We start from the raw sequence: 17,328 nt of genomic DNA on the forward strand, positions 1-17,328 counted from the left end.
TATAAATAGGAACATGAATTTACAGGAGAGGGATGAGGGCTGTGAAAAAAATTGCTGTCATTGGAACAGGATATGTAGGACTCGTATCAGGCACCTGCTTTGCGGAAATCGGAAATAAAGTGATTTGCTGTGATATCAACGAATCAAAAATCAGAAGTCTGAAAAATGGAGTAATCCCAATCTATGAACCAGGACTTGCAGATTTAGTTGAAAAAAATGTATTAGAACAGCGTCTGTCTTTTACTAACGATATTCCGTCTGCCATTCGGGCTTCAGACATTATTTATATTGCAGTCGGAACCCCGATGTCTAAAACAGGCGAAGCTGATTTAACGTACGTCAAAGCGGCTGCGAAAACGATCGGTGAACATCTCACCGGCTACAAAATCATTGTCAATAAAAGCACAGTCCCAGTCGGTACCGGAAAACTGGTTCAATCTATCGTTCAAAAAGCTTCGAAGGGAAGATGCTCCTTTGATGTTGTATCCAACCCTGAATTTCTTCGGGAGGGCTCAGCGATTCATGACACGATGAATATGGAGCGTGCCGTCATTGGATCAACCAGTCATAAAGCCGCTTCCATCATAGAGGAACTGCATCAGCCTTTTCATGCTCCTGTTATTAAAACGAATTTAGAAAGTGCAGAGATGATTAAATATGCTGCAAATGCATTTTTGGCTACAAAGATTTCGTTTATTAACGATATCGCGAACATTTGCGAGCGAGTCGGCGCGGACGTCTCAAAAGTTGCTGACGGCGTCGGGCTCGACAGCCGGATCGGCAGAAAGTTCTTGAAAGCGGGTATTGGGTTTGGCGGCTCCTGCTTTCCTAAGGATACAACCGCACTGCTTCAAATTGCCAAAACGGCCGGATATCCATTTAAGCTCATAGAAGCCGTCATTGAGACAAATGAAAAGCAGCGCGTTCACATTGTAGATAAGCTCTTAACTGTGATGGGAAGCATAAAAGGGAGAACAATTTCCGTGCTCGGATTGGCCTTCAAACCGAATACAAACGATGTGAGGTCCGCTCCAGCTCTCGATATCATTCCAATGCTGCAGCAGCTGGGCGCACAAGTGAAAGCATATGATCCGATTGCCATTCCGGAGGCATCAGCAGTCCTTGGCGACCAGACCGAGTATTACACAGATGTGTATGCTGCGATGGAGGGAACCGACGCATGCCTTATTTTGACCGATTGGCCGGAAGTAAAAGAAATGGAGCTTGTAAAAGCAAAAATGCTTTTAAAACAGCCAATCATCATCGATGGCAGAAATATATTTTCACTCGAAGAAATGCAGGCTGCGGGATACATTTATCACTCCATCGGCCGTCCTGCGGTTCGGGGAACAGAACCTTCCGACCGCTACTTTCCGGCTTTGCCAATGGAAGAACTGGCTAAGGATTTGGGGAGTGTCAATTTATAAAAAGAAAAAGGGTTACTTGTTTGAAGTGCCGGCTGCTTAGGCTCGGCCGCCGGCTCCTGAAACATCAGGAAAGGGGTTAAGCATGTGAGTATCAAACGTTCAGCGGTTCATACGCTTGCGTTACTGGCCGCTGTCATATTGGGGATCGTCCTATTGCTGGGAGCCATCCGCACAGATACAGGTCTTACGCAGATGGCTGCCGTTCTCGCTGTATTGGCTATCGGCCTGTTTGCGCTGACGCTTGCAGCATCATTTACAACAAAAGAACAGCTGTTTATGGCCGTCATCTATATTTTGATTGCCTGCACTTTTTTAAATAATGCTTTTTTCGCGATTCATCTTGGATTCTTTAGTTTGTTTCTTTATCGGCTTTTGCTCATCGCCGCCGGCTGCCTCCATCTTGTGGGGGTACTGCGGAGCCGAACACATATTGAAAGGTGGAACGGGCTGCAAGTAAAAGGGATTTTGCTCTTTTTCGCCTTTTGGTTTTTATATGGCCTTGTTTCCTTGCTATGGGCCAAATCAGTTACAGACGGTCTGAAATATTTAGCACTGCTGGCGATGGGGATATTTTTTATTTATCTTATTGTGATGTATGTGCAAAAAATGGAACGTCTGATGATTATTTATTCCATCTGGCTGGTGATGACGGTATTTCTGATGATCATCGGTTTTTACAATCATATCACGCATCATCATCTCCCGAGTTCGACTTTGTACAGCGGACCGGAATATAAGCAGCATTATCCGACCTCAGTCTTTTTTAATCAAAATGATTTTGCGACATTTTTGTCGATCAGTTTCTTTTTTTACATCGCAATGGTGAAAAACATAAAGAACGGTTACTTAAAGGGAATTGGCCTTGTGCTCTCGCTTGGTACATTGTATTTAATCTTTGCGACTGGTTCTAGAGCCAGCCTGCTGGGCGTTTTTGCGGGAATAGCCGTCTACATTTTTATTGTCTTGCCGCCTGTTCTGAAAAAAATCGCTATTTGGCTGTCGGCAGCAGGAATTGCGGTCTTTGCGGCTCTTTTTGCCAGCCGGATTTTCGCAGTGTTTTGGAAGCTGTTCCTGGCTCCTCAGACGTCTCATTCATTCCAAGAGACGCTTCCGTCCAATGTGGCCAGAGCCAATCTGTTAAAAAATGCATGGCACTTCTTCCTTGACTCATACGGATTCGGAGTGGGCGCAGGCAATGTGTCTTATTATCTTGAGCATCATGCTTTATATGATACTGACAATGTGACAGAGGTGCACAATTGGCTGGTAGAGATTCTGGCAAACTTCGGCTTGCTTATCATGCTCGGCTATCTGGCCATTTATTTATACCTGATATGGGTGCTTTACAAGTTTTATGAAAGAAAAATGGAAAATCAGTCAAGACTGATCACAGAAGGGCTCATCACAGCTATGGTCAGTTTTCTGGTATCCAGCATCAGCCCAAGCTCTGTCTCAAATTTATTTTTCCATTGGGTATTTCTGGCGCTCGTCATCGCCGCGGTGAATGTCTTAAGGCGATCCAGGCAGCAGCTTGAGCCCATATACCGGTAAACAGACTACAAAAAAGCAGGGAGACTTATATGAAGGATATAGTGATAAGATTAGCCCGGCGCATAAAGAAAAATATCATCTGGATTATATTAGTGCCGCTTATTTTAGGTGCGGCGGGATATATACTGCCGTCCCAAATCGCGGATAAAAAGAGTTACACAGCTGAGGTTACTTTAGCTGTAGGGAGCTATGATCATCCGGTTTATAACAGTACAGAAGAGATTCCGCTCCTGCTGAGGAGTGATGCTTTTTTGAAGGAGGCGCTTCCTGACGAAAAAGATGAAGATCTTGCGGAGATCAAAGAGAAGCTCACCGTGAAATCGGAGTCTAAGTCTTTACTGTCTTTGAGCTATGCCGACCAGGATCAGGAAAGAACCGAATCGGTGTTAAACGCTGTTTCCTCCACCTTTCTCAAAAACGACCAAAAGCTGTTTGAGGAAAGAGAAGCCGTCATCCGCCGCAGCATAGACGCGCTGGAAGGTGAATCGGTGAGCGAGGATTCCAAGGTGGATAAAGAAAGATTTTTGTATGAGCTGAAAAACACACAGCTTAATCTGAAAGCGGCCAGTGCCGTTGATTCTGAAACCGTAAGTGAGGCATCAGGCGGAGGAATGTCCCCGAAAAAGAAAGCGGTTCTGGGTGTTCTGATCGGCATAACGATTGCCTTTATGTTCGTTGTCATTCCTGTATTTTTCAGAGAGTCCTTTTAAAATCATACGATGGAGATGTGATCATGACCAACTGGAAACCTCTCGTATCTGTCATTACACCTTCTTATAATGCGCGTGACTATATTGAAGACACGATTCATTCAGTGTTAGATCAGAGCTACCCTCATTGGGAAATGATTATCGTGGATGATTGCTCAACGGACGGCACACGCGACATTTTAAAGCAGTATGAGAAGATAGATGAAAGAATTCATGTGATCTTTCTGGAAGAGAACAGCGGAGCCGCGATAGCAAGAAATAAAGCGCTGGAACATGCTCAAGGACGCTATGTGGCATTTTTGGACAGTGATGATAAATGGAAAAAAGACAAACTGAAAAGGCAGCTTAATTTTATGATGGAGCGGTCCTGTGCGTTTTCCTTTACAGGCTACAGTTTAATGTCGCAGGACGGGGTGCCGATGGATAAATTCATTCATGCTCCCGAAAGCCTGACATATGATGATGCTCTTAAAAATACCATTATCGGCTGTCTAACGGTGATGATTGACAGGGAACAGACGGGACAGATCCAAATGCCGAATATTAGAACGAGGCAAGACTTGGCAACATGGCTGTCTCTTTTAAAAAAGGGTTTTACAGCATACGGAATGAATGAGTGTTTAGCTGAATACCGGCTTGTCAATAATTCGATTTCAAGCAACAAATGGAAGGCTGCAAAAAAAACATGGTTTGTCTACAGAGAGATCGAACGGCTCCATTTAATGAAAGCGACATGGTGTTTTGTTCAATATGCGAAAAACGCGGTGAAAAAAAGACTATAACCGCAAACAGAGAGAAAAGGTGATGAAGGTGGAAACAAAAGCAATGATTCACGTCATCGTGGCTACTGCTGAATGGGGAAAAGATCAATTGAGGTACAGACGGCATCGATTGGCTGAATTTTTAGCTGCTCAGGAAGAAACAAAGGAAGTCATCTGGGTCTGCCCGGCTCCGCGCACCCAAAGGATGGAATTGCAGCAAGTTCAATCCGGCATCCGGCAGTTTGCCGTAAAGGACTTACTGCAAAAGAAAATGTTTCGCTTCGGACGGTATACCGATGTGTTTTATAAGCATAAGCTCTCACCTTTATTAGAAGAGCTGAAATCCGCTTCAGCCAGAGGTGAACGCTGCTGCTTATGGTACACGTTTCCCGGATTCCCGCTGCTGTCTTCCCTGTATCCTTGGGATCAGGTGATTTATGATTGCAGTGACTTGTGGGCGGCGCCGATCAGCGGACGTTCCAATATGCTTTCCGAGTTCAGGCGGAAAGTCATCAAAACAGCGGAGCTGCGAATTATCGAGCGTGCCGATTCCATTACTTGTTCATCGGAGTACCTGCACAATGAAGTTGACAAAAAGCTGACAGCGGGACAAGAAAAGGTTCATACCGTTGAAAACGGTGTTGAATATGACCTGTTTTCAGAACATAAAGCGGTTCCCGATCGAAGCATCTTGCAGGGAAGAGAAGGGGCTGTACTGGGGTTTATCGGCGGGATTAAACCAAAGCTGGATTTTAAATTGATTGAAGAAGCAGCTCTGAGAAAACCTGATTGGACATTTTTATGGGTCGGCCCGGACGCCACCAATGGTGACACAGCGTTTCAAGAGCTTTTGAAGCTTTCCAATGTGATATGGACGGGGCCGGCAGATCCGAAAGAAGTTCCGCACTTTATGGAACTGATTGATGTCGGTATTATGCCTTATAAAAAGTCATCCTATAACCAAGCGGTTTTCCCGCTTAAGCTATTTGAATTTTTAGCAGCAGGAAAGCCGGTCGTCGGCTCTAACCTTCCGTCAACTTCTAAAATGCAAAAACCGTATATTTACGAATATATGGAAGGCAATGACCATAATGATTTTATAGCTGCGTGCGAGAAAGTGCTTGAAAAAGACGGAGACGAGACATACAAAGAGATGCGGCGAAACATTGCCCGCACACAAGACTGGAATGTTTTATTCAAACAAATCATGAAATATACAGGCATTCAAAAACATGCGTAGTCCTTTAATTGGGATGCGCGTTTTTTGATTATACGTGTTTCTTTTTGATGAAGCTTGTTATAATAACTAAGGAGAAGGTATAATGGAAGGAACGGTTCTCTATATAAATAAAGACTTCATATAATTCCAAAGGAGACTTCTTTATGCTTGACGAACGCATGATTCGCATTGTTGTTGCGTTTATTGTCTCGCTGCTAACGGTTTTAATCATAACCCCAATCGTAAAAAGGATTGCGATTAAAATAGGTGCAGTTGATCAGCCCGGCAATCGAAAAGTACATGATAAAATCATGCCCCGAATGGGCGGGCTGGCCATATTTATCGGGGTGGTTACAGGTGTGCTTGTATCCGGTATATACACAGAAACAAGAATGACGGCTATCACAGTCGGGGCATTTATCATTATTGTGTTGGGAATTCTTGACGATAAATATCAATTAAGCGCAAAAGTTAAATTTATCATTCAATTAGCCGTAGCTATTATGATTGTAAGCACAGGCTTAAAAATGGACTTTTTCTCAGTACCTTTTTTAGCTGAGCGATTTGAATTGGGCTGGATGGCATATCCGCTGACTGTATTATGGATTGTCGGCATCACAAACGCGATGAACCTGATTGATGGATTGGACGGCCTTGCGGCAGGTCTTTCTGTTATCGGCCTGTCCACGATTGCAGTTATGGCGCTATCTGGCGGAAAAGTACTCATTCTGTCACTTTCATTAGTTGTTATCGCAAGTACGCTCGGATTTTTGTTCTACAATTTTCATCCGGCAAAAATCTTTATGGGGGATACGGGATCACTGTTTTTAGGGTATGTCATTTCCATTCTCTCATTGTTAGGGCTGTATAAAAGCGTAACATTGTTCAGTATTGTCATTCCGATTATTATATTAGGCGTGCCGATTTTTGACACAACATTTGCAATCATAAGACGGATACTAAACAAACAGCCGATTTCAGCGCCCGATAAATCACATATTCACCATAGGCTGATGGCCTTTGGCCTTTCACATCGGATGTCGGTCATTGTCATCTATCTGATTGGATTTATTTTCAGCATCAGTGCAATCGTGCTGAAAAGCGCTACAATTTGGCTTTCCCTGTTTATTATCTTTATCTTAATTATATTTATGCAAATAATAGCAGAAGTTACGGGACTCGTGAATGAACGTTTTAAGCCATTTACAAAATTCTATAAACGTCTTGTGAAAAGAAATTAAAACACCGGTTCTATGAGCCGGTGTTTTTTCTGCGCAAAAAAGCCCGATCCGTTAAAGGACCGGGCTTTTTTTCAATATGATGAGTCAGTTGTTGAATTTGTTGTGCCGTTTGAGCTTGTGCTGCTGTCATTTGTGTAGCCGCTTCCGCTCGTAGTGCCGTCTGTTGCAGTGCTTCCGTCAGTGCTTGAACTGCCAGTGCTGTCTGATGTTGAGCCATCGGTACTGGAGCTGTCAGTGCTTGAACTGCTCGTATCAGGAACATAATCTAGATGTTCTTGAAGCGTTTTTCTGACGTTTTCCAGATTCGCAGCATCCGGTTCAAAATAATACGTGTTGTTAGGCCCTAAATACAAATCAGAACCAGTAATTGACAGCGTGTCAATTTTCTTGCTGGTAAAGCCGCTGTAAATTTGCTGTAAGGCTAAACCTTCAGTAATGCGAATATTGGTTTCTACGTTTTCACTGGCTGTTTCTGCGATTTTATCAATTTTTGCAATATTGCTTGCGCTGGACATCCGATCGATCAACGCGTTTAAAATTTGTTTCTGTCTGTCATTACGGCCGAAATCTCCGCGTTTATCCTGCTTTCTCATGCGGGCATACGCCAAGGCTTTTTCACCATTTAAATGCATCTCGCCTTTTTTGAAATAAATACGTTTGCTTTCGTCCACATCGCTTTTTTCATCAAAGTCGAAAGGTACATCTACATCAATACCGCCAACTTCATTAATAACATCTTTAAATCCGTCAAAATCGACTGTTACATATTTATCGATTGGGATTTGCAAGAAGTTTTCAACAGTTTCAACAGTCTCATCTTTTCCGCCTTTGCTGTAAGCGGAATTGATCTTTGTTTTGCTGCCGGTTGTGTCACTTGCTAATTGCACACGTGTATCGCGCGGAATGCTCAGCATTTTCATGGTTTTATTTTTTGGATCAAGGGTAACTACAATAAGAGAGTCAGATCTCCCTTTTTGTCCTTTTGTCGCGTAATCTTCGATTCCCATAAATAAAATAGAAAATGGTTTTTTCTTCATATCTACAACTTCACTGCGAAGATTTGATTTATCTCCGCGGGAAAGCGCATCGTATGAATCATCCGCAGCGTTAATGGTTTTATATAGTTTATATCCTCCGAGACCTACAACTACCAATAATGCAAGGACGAACAACAACATAATCCTTTTTAAAATTTTTCTGCGTTTGCTCTTTTTCTTTTTGCGCACACGCACTCTAACGCGTTCAGCCATTATTCAGTCTCCTTTATGTGATTGACGGCTTTTTCAAGATACGTCAACTCTCCCTCTGTAATATCACTTTTTCCATTTGTTAACTCTGTCATCCACTCAGAAAACGATTGTGTTTCTTTTTCTTCTACATATGCTTCGAATTCTACGTTTTCTGCATAATGAATTTCTTTTAATAGAAAAGGTGATTCCCTTAATTCATTTTCAATCTTGCCAAGCCAAGTATAATCTGCGGAAGTATGCATAACCCTCATAAGCTTCCGTTCTACAACACCTATATGGTTTAATCCTTCAGACACTGACTTCCCATAAGCGCGGATTAAACCGCCTGCTCCCAGCTTTATGCCGCCGAAGTAACGCGTAACGACAGCACAAGTATCCTTAAGTCCGCGTTTTTTTAGCACCTCGAGCATAGGTACTCCTGCGGTGCCGCTCGGTTCTCCGTCATCATTGGCTTTTTGGATATGATCGTTTTCGCCAATTACGTAAGCTGAGCAATTATGAGTTGCATTCCAGTGCTGTTTCTTTATTTTCTGTATAAATTCCTGTGCTTCTTGTTCGGTAGAAACACGGCTTAAATGACAGATAAAACGCGATTTTTCTATAACAATCTCGTGTTCTCCTGCTTCTTTCACAGTAAAATAGCTGTGCAGCATGCTTGCTGACCCCCTGCTAAGCATAAAAGACCGCCTATACAAATTCGTACAGTCTTTAGAATTTTTGTGCGTATTTTGTTATCATAAAGAGTAAGAAGGTACATAAAATTGTTTTTTTCTAGAATATACGCATTCTTTCATTATAATTCGACACAATTTGCAGATCAATTACATTTATAATAAAAATATATGACAACACCGTGACGGAGGGAAATTATGAATAAAACAAAGATGGATTCCAAAGTTCTGGACTCTATTTTGATGAAGATGCTGAAAACCGTTGACGGGAGCAAGGATGAGGTTTTTCAAATCGGGGAGCAGTCACGCCAGCAGTATGAACAGCTGGTCGAAGAACTGAAACAAATTAAACAGCAGGTTTATGAAGTCATCGAGCTTGGTGATAAACTTGAAGTGCAAACCCGCCATGCGCGAAACCGTTTATCCGAGGTCAGCCGCAATTTTCATAGATTCAGTGAAGAAGAAATCCGCAACGCTTATGAAAAAGCCCATAAGCTGCAAGTAGAACTGACGATGATCCAGCAGCGTGAAAAGCAATTGCGCGAACGCCGGGACGATTTGGAACGCAGACTGTTAGGCCTTCAGGAAATCATCGAACGCTCAGAATCACTAGTGAGCCAGATTACGGTCGTGCTGAACTATCTGAATCAGGATCTTCGGGAGGTTGGGCTGCTTCTTGCTGATGCGCAGGCAAAACAGGATTTTGGCTTGAGAATTATTGAAGCGCAGGAAGAAGAGAGAAAAAGAGTCTCGAGAGAAATTCATGATGGCCCTGCACAAATGCTGGCAAATGTTATGATGAGATCGGAATTAATTGAACGGATTTTCAGAGACCGAGGCGCTGAAGACGGATTCCAGGAAATCAAAAATCTCCGCCAAAATGTGCGGAATGCTCTTTACGAAGTGAGACGGATTATATATGATTTAAGACCGATGGCCCTTGATGACCTAGGCCTGATTCCAACTTTGCGGAAATATCTATATACAACCGAAGAATATAACGGTAAGGTGAAAATACATTTTCAGTGCATCGGCGATACGGAGGACAAACGACTCGCGCCTCAGTTTGAAGTTGCGCTCTTCAGACTCGCACAGGAAGCTGTATCCAATGCGTTAAAGCATTCTGGATCTGAAGAAATTACAGTCAAAGTTGAGATTACAAAGGATTTTGTGATTTTAATGATAAAAGATAACGGCAAAGGATTTGACCTGAAGGAAGCGAAAGAGAAGAAAAACAAATCATTCGGCTTGCTTGGAATGAAAGAAAGAGTAGATTTATTGGAAGGGACCATGACTATAGATTCAAAAATAGGTCTTGGGACATTTATCATGATTAAGGTTCCGTTATCTCTTTGACTATGATTTGTAAAATAGAGCCAAAAGGCATATTGACCGAATACCAGAGTATATAGAACAATAATACAAGGAGGCGTGGCTTGTGACTAAAGTAAACATTGTTATTATCGACGACCATCAGTTATTTCGTGAAGGTGTTAAGCGGATATTGGATTTTGAACCTACCTTTGAAGTGGTAGCGGAAGGAGACGACGGAGATGAAGCGGCTCGTATCGTTGAGCACTATCATCCTGATGTCGTGATCATGGATATCAATATGCCGAACGTAAATGGCGTGGAAGCTACAAAGCAGCTTGTAGAGCTGTATCCTGAATCTAAAGTAATTATTCTATCAATTCACGATGACGAGAATTATGTAACACATGCCCTGAAAACAGGTGCAAGAGGTTATCTGCTGAAAGAGATGGATGCTGATACACTAATTGAAGCGGTTAAAGTAGTTGCCGAGGGCGGTTCTTACCTTCACCCGAAGGTTACTCACAACCTCGTAAACGAATTCCGACGTCTTGCAACAAGCGGAGTTTCTGCTCATCCTCAGCATGAGGTCTATCCAGAGATTCGCAGACCATTACATATTTTAACAAGACGGGAATGTGAAGTGCTGCAAATGCTTGCAGACGGAAAAAGCAACCGCGGCATCGGTGAATCATTGTTTATCAGTGAAAAAACTGTTAAAAACCATGTCAGCAATATCTTACAAAAAATGAATGTAAACGACCGGACGCAAGCCGTGGTGGTCGCCATTAAAAATGGTTGGGTAGAAATGAGATAGCATGAAATTGGACTTGCCTTTTTGAGGCAGGTCTTTTTTTAGGCTTCTGTTTCCCTTACAATAGAGTCATAAATTGATAAGGCAGGTAACGAAGCTATGAATATTGCAGTAGTAACAGATAGTACGGCATATATTCCAAAAGAAATGCGTGAACAAAATCATATACACATGATTCCTCTCCAGGTTGTTTTTGGGGATGAAACATATCATGAAGAAACAGAAATGGACTGGAGAAGCTTTTACCAAGAAGTGAAAAAGCATACAGAGCTTCCATCCACTTCTCAGCCTGCGATCGGCGAGCTGGTTGCTTTGTATGAAGAGCTCGGCAAGTCATATGATGCGGTGATCAGTATTCATCTTTCTAGCGGAATTAGCGGAACGTTCAGCAGTGCAGCTGCAGCGAATACAATGGTCGATAATATTGAAGTATACCCGTTTGACTCAGAGATCAGCTGTCTGGCTCAAGGTTTTTATGCTCTGAAAGCAGCTGAATTGATCAGAAATGGAGCGTCATCGCCGGAAGACATTATAAAAGAACTGGAAGAAATGAAAAAAACCGTTCGGGCATATTTTATGGTGGATGATTTAACTCATCTTCAGCGAGGCGGACGATTAAGCAGTGCTCAAGCCTTTATTGGGAGTCTTCTCAAGGTAAAGCCTATTCTGCATTTTGACAATAAGGTAATTGTGCCTTTTGAGAAGATCCGCACACGCAAAAAAGCAATTTCGCGGATTTACGAGCTTTTAGATGAAGACGCGAGTAAGGGCATGCCGATGAAAGCTGCCGTTATTCACGCTAATCGAGAAGAAGAAGCATCGAGTATTATTGAAGAGCTCTCTGCAAAATATCCGCATGTTGATTTTTATAACAGCTACTTTGGTGCGGTTATAGGCACTCATCTTGGTGAAGGTGCAATAGGAATCTGCTGGTGTTTTAAATAAATGATGAAATCTCCGTTTTAGAAGCGGAGATTTTTTTATATTCTCTTTTTAGCTGTTAGACAGAATATTTTCATTCCGGCATAATATCTCGCAAGGAGGCCGTACTATGCAGACTAAGACATCAGAATCGAACAGCCCATTCTCTAAAGAACTGCAGCAGCAGCTTCAGGGCCGTCATCTGCTTAAAACAGAAATCCCATTTTCTGACGAGATCATTGATTGGCATATCGAGCATGGTTATATATCTGCCGAGGAGTCTATATCAAAAAATAAATGGGGATATAGATGCAATAGATGCGGTCAAAATGATCAACAGTATTTTTCTTCGTATCATTCATCAGGAGAAGATAAAGTATACTGCCGCTCTTGTGTCATGATGGGCAGAGTGAGTGAGGATATTTCTTTATATTCCTGGTGCAAGGAGGCAGAGGCAAACTGGAAGCCTATAAAACTGACTTGGGATGGAAAGCTTTCAAGCGGACAGCAAAAGGCCGCTGACGTCTTAATTGAAGCAATTTCGAAGCAAGAAGAGCTCCTTATTTGGGCTGTTTGCGGCGCAGGTAAAACTGAATTATTATTCCCGGGTATAGAATCGGCATTAAATCTAAGACTGCGTGTTTGTATTGCGACCCCGCGCACCGATGTTGTATTAGAGCTTGCTCCGAGACTGAAGGCTGCATTTCAGGGTGCTGATATTTCAGTTCTATACGGAGGAAGTGATGACAAAGGGCGTTTATCTCCGCTTATGATTTCCACAACCCATCAGCTTTTGCGTTATAAAGACGCATTCGACGTCATGATCGTTGATGAAGTGGATGCTTTTCCATATTCCGCTGATCAAACTCTTCAATTCGCTGTTCAAAAAGCGAGAAAGAAAAACAGCACTCTTGTTTATCTAAGCGCAACACCTCCTAAAGAATTAAAAAGAAAAACGTATAAAGGTGAGTTAAAATCCGTTCGCATACCGGCCAGATACCATCGGAAGCCATTGCCTGAACCGCGCTTTCAGTGGTGCGGAAACTGGAAAAAGAAATTAACCCGAAACAAAATCCCAAATGCGGTAAAAAGATGGATAGAACAGCATGTGAAAGAAGGAAAGCCCGTTTTTTTATTTGTTCCTTCCATTTCTGTTCTGGTAAAAGCTGCTTCCTGTTTTAAAAACATGAATTATCGAACAGCGGCTGTACATGCGGAAGATAAGCTCAGAAAAGAAAAAGTGCAGCAATTTCGAGACGGTCAGTTTGATCTGTTAATCACAACAACAATATTGGAAAGAGGTGTCACAGTTCCTATGGTCCAAACAGGCATCTTAGGGGCAGAATCGCCCATCTTTACGGAAAGCGCGCTTGTGCAAATCGCGGGAAGGACAGGACGGCATAAAGAACATGCAGACGGCGATGTCATTTATTTTCACTTCGGAAAAACAAAGAGTATGATTGAGGCAAGAAAACATATAAAAATAATGAATGAATTGGCTTTAAAAAATAAATTGATAGACTAGTTAATATTTAAAAACATGATACAGTATACTCATATAACTAATGAGGAGCTGTAAAAATGCTTGTCAATTCAAAAGAAATCATGATGGAAGAACTTCTTGACCGATATATGGATCAGCTTCATATGACCTGCACTTGCCAAGTATGCAAAAATGATGTACTTGCACTTTCTTTAAACCAAGTAAGACCAGCTTACGTCACTGATTTAAAAAAGATTGCATATACGAAAGCTGAGCTGGTAGATAAACAGAAAAACACGGCTATGCTTGTGATTTTGGCTGAAGCAGCTGCTGTGGTATCGGAGAATCCGAGTGATCAATGCGAAACGAGACAGGAGGAGGCTCTAAAAAACTGATCTGTCTATTATGTGATTCACAATTTTCTCAAGCTGTTTCATGGTGCTCACTATTCTTATTAAAACCTGACGACAGGGTCTGTCAGTTCTGCAGAAACAAATTACAGATCATCAAAGGGGCTATCTGTCCGCTTTGCGGCAGGCCTCAAACCGCTCATGAAGTGTGTGCGGATTGCGAGGCATGGAAATCAAGAATAGATGACGGCTTAAGGCTCAGTCAAAACCGTTCTGTTTACTTATATAATGACATGATGAAAGAAACGCTCGCCCGAATGAAATTCAGGGGAGATGCAGCGATAATAAGCGCTTTTAAAAATGACTTTTCCTCAGAATTCTCTGCTGTCTACCCAGATAAACGCCTTGTGCTCGTTCCCATTCCGTTAAGCGAAGAACGGAAAGCAGAACGCGGCTTTAACCAGTCACAAATGCTTGCTGAATGCTTAAACCGGCCCATCCTCAATCCTCTCATCCGCCTGAATAATGAAAAGCAGTCTAAGAAAAAGAAAACGGAGCGCCTGCTTTCAGAGCATGTTTTTGAAACAAAAAACAGCTCCGTTGAGGGTATGGATATCGTTTTAATCGACGATCTTTATACTACGGGCGCCACTTTGCACTATGCTGCCCGCTGTTTATTGGAGAAAGGCAAAGCTGGTTCTGTGTCATCTTTTACCTTAGTGAGAAGCTAAATGATTCAATTTTTGTGCCGATATAATGTCTAGAAATTACTGCAGGCATATTAATGAATAAGGAGTAAACATGATGGGTGAACTGGCGAATTGTCCGAAATGCAATGCTTTATTTTTAAAAACAAAGCTGCAAACCGTGTGTCAGGCGTGTATTAAGGAAGAAGAAAAATCATTTGAGACTGTGTATAAATTTTTAAGGAAACAGGAAAACAGGCAATCAACACTGAGCCGCATAACTGAGGAAACAGGTGTGGAGGAAGAGCTGATTTTAAAATTCATCAGGCAAAAGCGAATCCAAATTACTCATCTGCCGAATTTGGCATACCCTTGTGAAAGGTGCGGGACATCGATTAGGGAAGGCAAGTTCTGCAAGGCTTGCCAGTCCGATATAAAGGATCAAATAGATCATCTGAACCAAGAATCCGCATTGAAAACAGAACGGGAAAATAGTAAAAAAGACACATACTATGCCTATAATACCAAAAACAGCTGATTCCCTAAACTAACTGAAAACGCAGTCGATAAAAGGGTTAGATTGTTTAAAGACTGCAACGGAAAGCGAGAGGAATCCTATGAAAATCAATCAATTTGGAACACAATCCGTTAATCCATACCAAAAAAATTATGAAAAGCAAGCGGTGCAAAAAACTGCTGCACAGCCTAAAGATAAAATTGAAATTTCATCACAGGCTAAGGAACTGCAAAATGCATCCGACGCAGTCACTGGTTCACGCCAGGAAAAAATTGAGCAGCTTAAAGCGCAAATTGAAAACAGGTCATACAAAGTAGACGCAAATCATATAGCGAAAAATATGATTAATTTTTATAAAAAGCAATAAAAAAGGAGAAAGCCCATGTCAGCAAAGCCAATTATTGAACAATTGAAGCGACTTTGCGTTCTGCATGAGCATCTGCTCACGCTGTCTGAGGAAAAGACGGAAGCGCTCAAAGCCGGCAAAACAAAAGAGCTTTCTAACATTTTGACAAAGGAACAAAAGTATATTCAAGCTATCGGGCAGACAGAAGATGACCGGATCAAAGCGACTTCCGCCTTTCTCGGATTCAGCGAAAATAACACCATTTCTGCTTGTATCGCCAAAACTTCAGGCAGTGAAAAGGAAGAGCTGGAACAACTATATGAAGCTCTTTCTAACGTTCTCGGACATCTGAAAGAAGTGAATGAGATGAATAGGCAGTTGACGAGAGACGCGCTGCAATTCATCTCTATTTCGTACGATATGCTGGTTCCTAAGGAAAATAATTTCAATTACAGCAAATCAATTAAAGCTGAGCTTCCAAAGAGCAGCCGGATGAAACTTTTTGATTCAAAAGCTTAGCAGAAAGGAATTCAGAATATGACATCTACCTTTATGGGTCTTGAAACTGCAAGGCGGGCGTTAAGCGCTCAGCAAGCAGCGTTAAGCACTACTGCAAATAATGTGGCAAATGCCAATACTGATGGTTATACAAGACAGCGAGTCTCATTAGAGGCAACGGACTATTTCCCTGCTGTATCAAAAAATGCAGAAAAAACTGCGGGACAAATGGGAACGGGTGTACAAGGCAAGTCAGTTGAAAGAATCAGAGACATCTTTCTTGACTACCAATACCGCCTCCAAAACAGCAGTTCTGGATATTATGACACGAAGGCTAAAGCCCTGTCCCAAATGGAAGGGATTATGAATGAGACTGGTGGCAGCGGATTAAACAGTGTGCTAAATTCATTTTGGAATTCTCTGCAAGAACTATCCAATAATGCAAATGAGGACAGTGCGCGTTCTGTTGTCTCTCAAAAAGGACAGGCTGTTGCTGATACGTTTAATCATATTTCTGAGTCCCTTACAAAAGTTCAATCAAATTTAAAAGCAGAACTAGATACTAGTGTACTAGATGTTAATTCACTGCTATCTCAATTAAACAGTCTCAATAAGCAAATTGCACAGGTAGAACCAGTCGGTCTGCTTCCGAATGGTTTATACGATCAACGTGATTTGCTGATTGATAAATTATCTTCAATTGTTGATGTCAAAGTGAGCTACAACAAATCAGGCGGGAATGCGCTTGCTTCTTCGGAAGGAACTGTATCGATCGAAATCCTGGATAAAAATAAACAGTCGCTGGGAACTGTTCTGGACGGAAAAAATTATGAGGTTTCAGAGCTGAAAGCTAACTATGATAATGAAACGGGCTTAGTGACAAGCATTTCAATTGGAGACACTGCGGTTCAAGCTGAGTCGTTCAGCAGCAATGGATCACTGTTAGGATTTATACAGTCTTATGGATATGTCACGGCAGACGGCAAAGAAAAGGGCATATATCCGGAGATGCTTTCAGATCTTGATAATATGGCGCTCGAATTTGCAAAAGCTTTCAATGAAGTACACCGAAATGGTCTGACAGAGAGCGGTGAACAAGGCGGGGACTTTTTTGATTTTACCGGGGGTGAAACTGAGCCGGCAAAAGGCGCAGCAGGTAAGATTAAAGTCACTGACAGCATAAAAGATTCAAAAGGCGCGAATATCGCTTTCTCACTTACTGGAGCAGCAAACGATAATTCAAACGCAACGAATTTAGCAAATGTGTTAACTGGGGACATCACCATTAACGGAAAAGAAACGAGTGTGCTAGATTATTATGCTGGTCTCATTGGCGAGCTGGGGATCAAAGCTCAAGAGGCGAATCGGCTGGCATCTAATACAGAAACACAGCTGAATGATGCAGACATAAACCGTCAGCAAATGAGCGCTGTTTCTTTAGATGAAGAAATGACCAATATGATTCAATTCCAACACGCATACAATGCTGCCGCAAGAATGGTAACGTTACAAGACGAAATCCTTGATAAAGTAATTAATGGCATGGGTGTCGGGGGAAGGTAGGTAGATCAA

18 protein-coding genes are annotated in these 17,328 nt (G+C 42.1%); 16 read left to right on the forward strand and 2 right to left on the reverse strand.

Annotated features, from left to right (window positions below; genetic code table 11):
- The first annotated feature begins 41 nt into the window (after positions 1 to 41).
- The 6 genes from tuaD (at position 42) to DIC78_RS13305 (ending at position 6,909) form a co-directional block, all read left to right on the forward strand.
- Positions 42 to 1,427: a UDP-glucose 6-dehydrogenase TuaD gene (gene tuaD, locus DIC78_RS13280; protein ID WP_024123037.1), complete on the forward strand. Its 1,386-nt coding sequence runs from the start codon at positions 42 to 44 to the stop codon at positions 1,425 to 1,427.
- An 84-nt stretch (positions 1,428 to 1,511) separates the two neighbouring features.
- A complete protein-coding gene (tuaE, locus tag DIC78_RS13285; protein WP_106019641.1) occupies positions 1,512 to 2,978 on the forward strand; it encodes a teichuronic acid biosynthesis protein TuaE in 1,467 nt (488 codons plus the stop codon).
- A 29-nt stretch (positions 2,979 to 3,007) separates the two neighbouring features.
- Positions 3,008 to 3,688, forward strand: coding sequence for a teichuronic acid biosynthesis protein TuaF (gene tuaF, locus DIC78_RS13290; RefSeq protein WP_127696433.1), 681 nt, complete (start codon positions 3,008 to 3,010; stop codon positions 3,686 to 3,688).
- A 23-nt stretch (positions 3,689 to 3,711) separates the two neighbouring features.
- Positions 3,712 to 4,470, forward strand: a complete 759-nt coding sequence (gene tuaG, locus DIC78_RS13295) for a teichuronic acid biosynthesis protein TuaG (RefSeq protein ID WP_106019640.1) — start codon at positions 3,712 to 3,714, stop codon at positions 4,468 to 4,470.
- A 28-nt stretch (positions 4,471 to 4,498) separates the two neighbouring features.
- Positions 4,499 to 5,689, forward strand: coding sequence for a teichuronic acid biosynthesis protein TuaH (gene tuaH, locus DIC78_RS13300; RefSeq protein ID WP_106019940.1), 1,191 nt, complete (start codon positions 4,499 to 4,501; stop codon positions 5,687 to 5,689).
- A gap of 143 nt (positions 5,690 to 5,832) precedes the next feature.
- The gene (locus DIC78_RS13305) at positions 5,833 to 6,909 is read left to right on the forward strand and encodes a glycosyltransferase family 4 protein (protein ID WP_010332075.1); all 1,077 of its coding nucleotides are present in this window, start codon (positions 5,833 to 5,835) and stop codon (positions 6,907 to 6,909) included.
- A 71-nt stretch (positions 6,910 to 6,980) separates the two neighbouring features.
- On the opposite strand, the gene DIC78_RS13310 is transcribed toward DIC78_RS13305, so the two are convergent.
- Entirely contained in the window at positions 6,981 to 8,159 is a 1,179-nt protein-coding gene (locus DIC78_RS13310; RefSeq protein WP_024123032.1) for an LCP family protein, read from the reverse strand.
- Entirely contained in the window at positions 8,159 to 8,812 is a 654-nt protein-coding gene (locus tag DIC78_RS13315; RefSeq protein ID WP_044159478.1) for a YigZ family protein, read from the reverse strand. The genes DIC78_RS13310 and DIC78_RS13315 overlap by 1 nt, the downstream gene beginning before the upstream one ends.
- A 216-nt stretch (positions 8,813 to 9,028) precedes the next feature.
- On the opposite strand from DIC78_RS13315, the gene degS reads away from it, so the two are divergent.
- The 10 genes from degS to flgK all read left to right on the forward strand — a co-directional run bounded on the left by degS (position 9,029) and on the right by flgK (position 17,319).
- Positions 9,029 to 10,186 carry a two-component sensor histidine kinase DegS gene (gene degS / locus DIC78_RS13320; RefSeq protein WP_024123030.1) on the forward strand — a complete coding sequence of 386 codons (1,158 nt, stop codon included), beginning with the start codon at positions 9,029 to 9,031 and terminating at the stop codon, positions 10,184 to 10,186.
- Positions 10,187 to 10,268: 82 nt separating this feature from the next.
- Entirely contained in the window at positions 10,269 to 10,958 is a 690-nt protein-coding gene (degU, locus tag DIC78_RS13325; protein WP_003219701.1) for a two-component system response regulator DegU, read from the forward strand.
- Positions 10,959 to 11,054: 96 nt separating this feature from the next.
- Complete coding sequence (locus tag DIC78_RS13330) at positions 11,055 to 11,900, forward strand: DegV family protein (RefSeq protein ID WP_106019639.1); 846 nt, start codon at positions 11,055 to 11,057, stop codon at positions 11,898 to 11,900.
- A 106-nt stretch (positions 11,901 to 12,006) separates the two neighbouring features.
- On the forward strand, positions 12,007 to 13,401 hold the full coding sequence (gene comFA, locus DIC78_RS13335; RefSeq protein ID WP_106019638.1) for an ATP-dependent helicase ComFA: 1,395 nt from the start codon (positions 12,007 to 12,009) through the stop codon (positions 13,399 to 13,401).
- 56 nt (positions 13,402 to 13,457) lie between these two features.
- The gene (gene comFB, locus DIC78_RS13340) at positions 13,458 to 13,754 is read left to right on the forward strand and encodes a late competence protein ComFB (protein WP_024123028.1); all 297 of its coding nucleotides are present in this window, start codon (positions 13,458 to 13,460) and stop codon (positions 13,752 to 13,754) included.
- Positions 13,718 to 14,440 (forward strand): phosphoribosyltransferase family protein, encoded by a 723-nt coding sequence (locus tag DIC78_RS13345; protein WP_127696434.1) that lies wholly within the window; start codon positions 13,718 to 13,720, stop codon positions 14,438 to 14,440. Before comFB ends, DIC78_RS13345 begins: the two co-directional genes overlap by 37 nt.
- Positions 14,441 to 14,513: 73 nt before the next feature.
- Complete coding sequence (locus tag DIC78_RS13350; RefSeq protein ID WP_024123026.1) at positions 14,514 to 14,933, forward strand: TIGR03826 family flagellar region protein; 420 nt, start codon at positions 14,514 to 14,516, stop codon at positions 14,931 to 14,933.
- A gap of 79 nt (positions 14,934 to 15,012) precedes the next feature.
- Positions 15,013 to 15,279 carry a flagellar biosynthesis anti-sigma factor FlgM gene (gene flgM / locus DIC78_RS13355; RefSeq protein ID WP_106019637.1) on the forward strand — a complete coding sequence of 89 codons (267 nt, stop codon included), beginning with the start codon at positions 15,013 to 15,015 and terminating at the stop codon, positions 15,277 to 15,279.
- Between the two features lie 15 nt (positions 15,280 to 15,294).
- Positions 15,295 to 15,777, forward strand: a complete 483-nt coding sequence (gene flgN / locus DIC78_RS13360; protein ID WP_106019636.1) for a flagellar protein FlgN — start codon at positions 15,295 to 15,297, stop codon at positions 15,775 to 15,777.
- Between the two features lie 18 nt (positions 15,778 to 15,795).
- Complete coding sequence (gene flgK / locus DIC78_RS13365) at positions 15,796 to 17,319, forward strand: flagellar hook-associated protein FlgK (RefSeq protein ID WP_095712911.1); 1,524 nt, start codon at positions 15,796 to 15,798, stop codon at positions 17,317 to 17,319.
- Positions 17,320 to 17,328: the final 9 nt, after the last annotated feature.

It is taken from the genome of Bacillus halotolerans, from assembly GCF_004006435.1.
Lineage (GTDB): Bacteria > Bacillota > Bacilli > Bacillales > Bacillaceae > Bacillus > Bacillus halotolerans.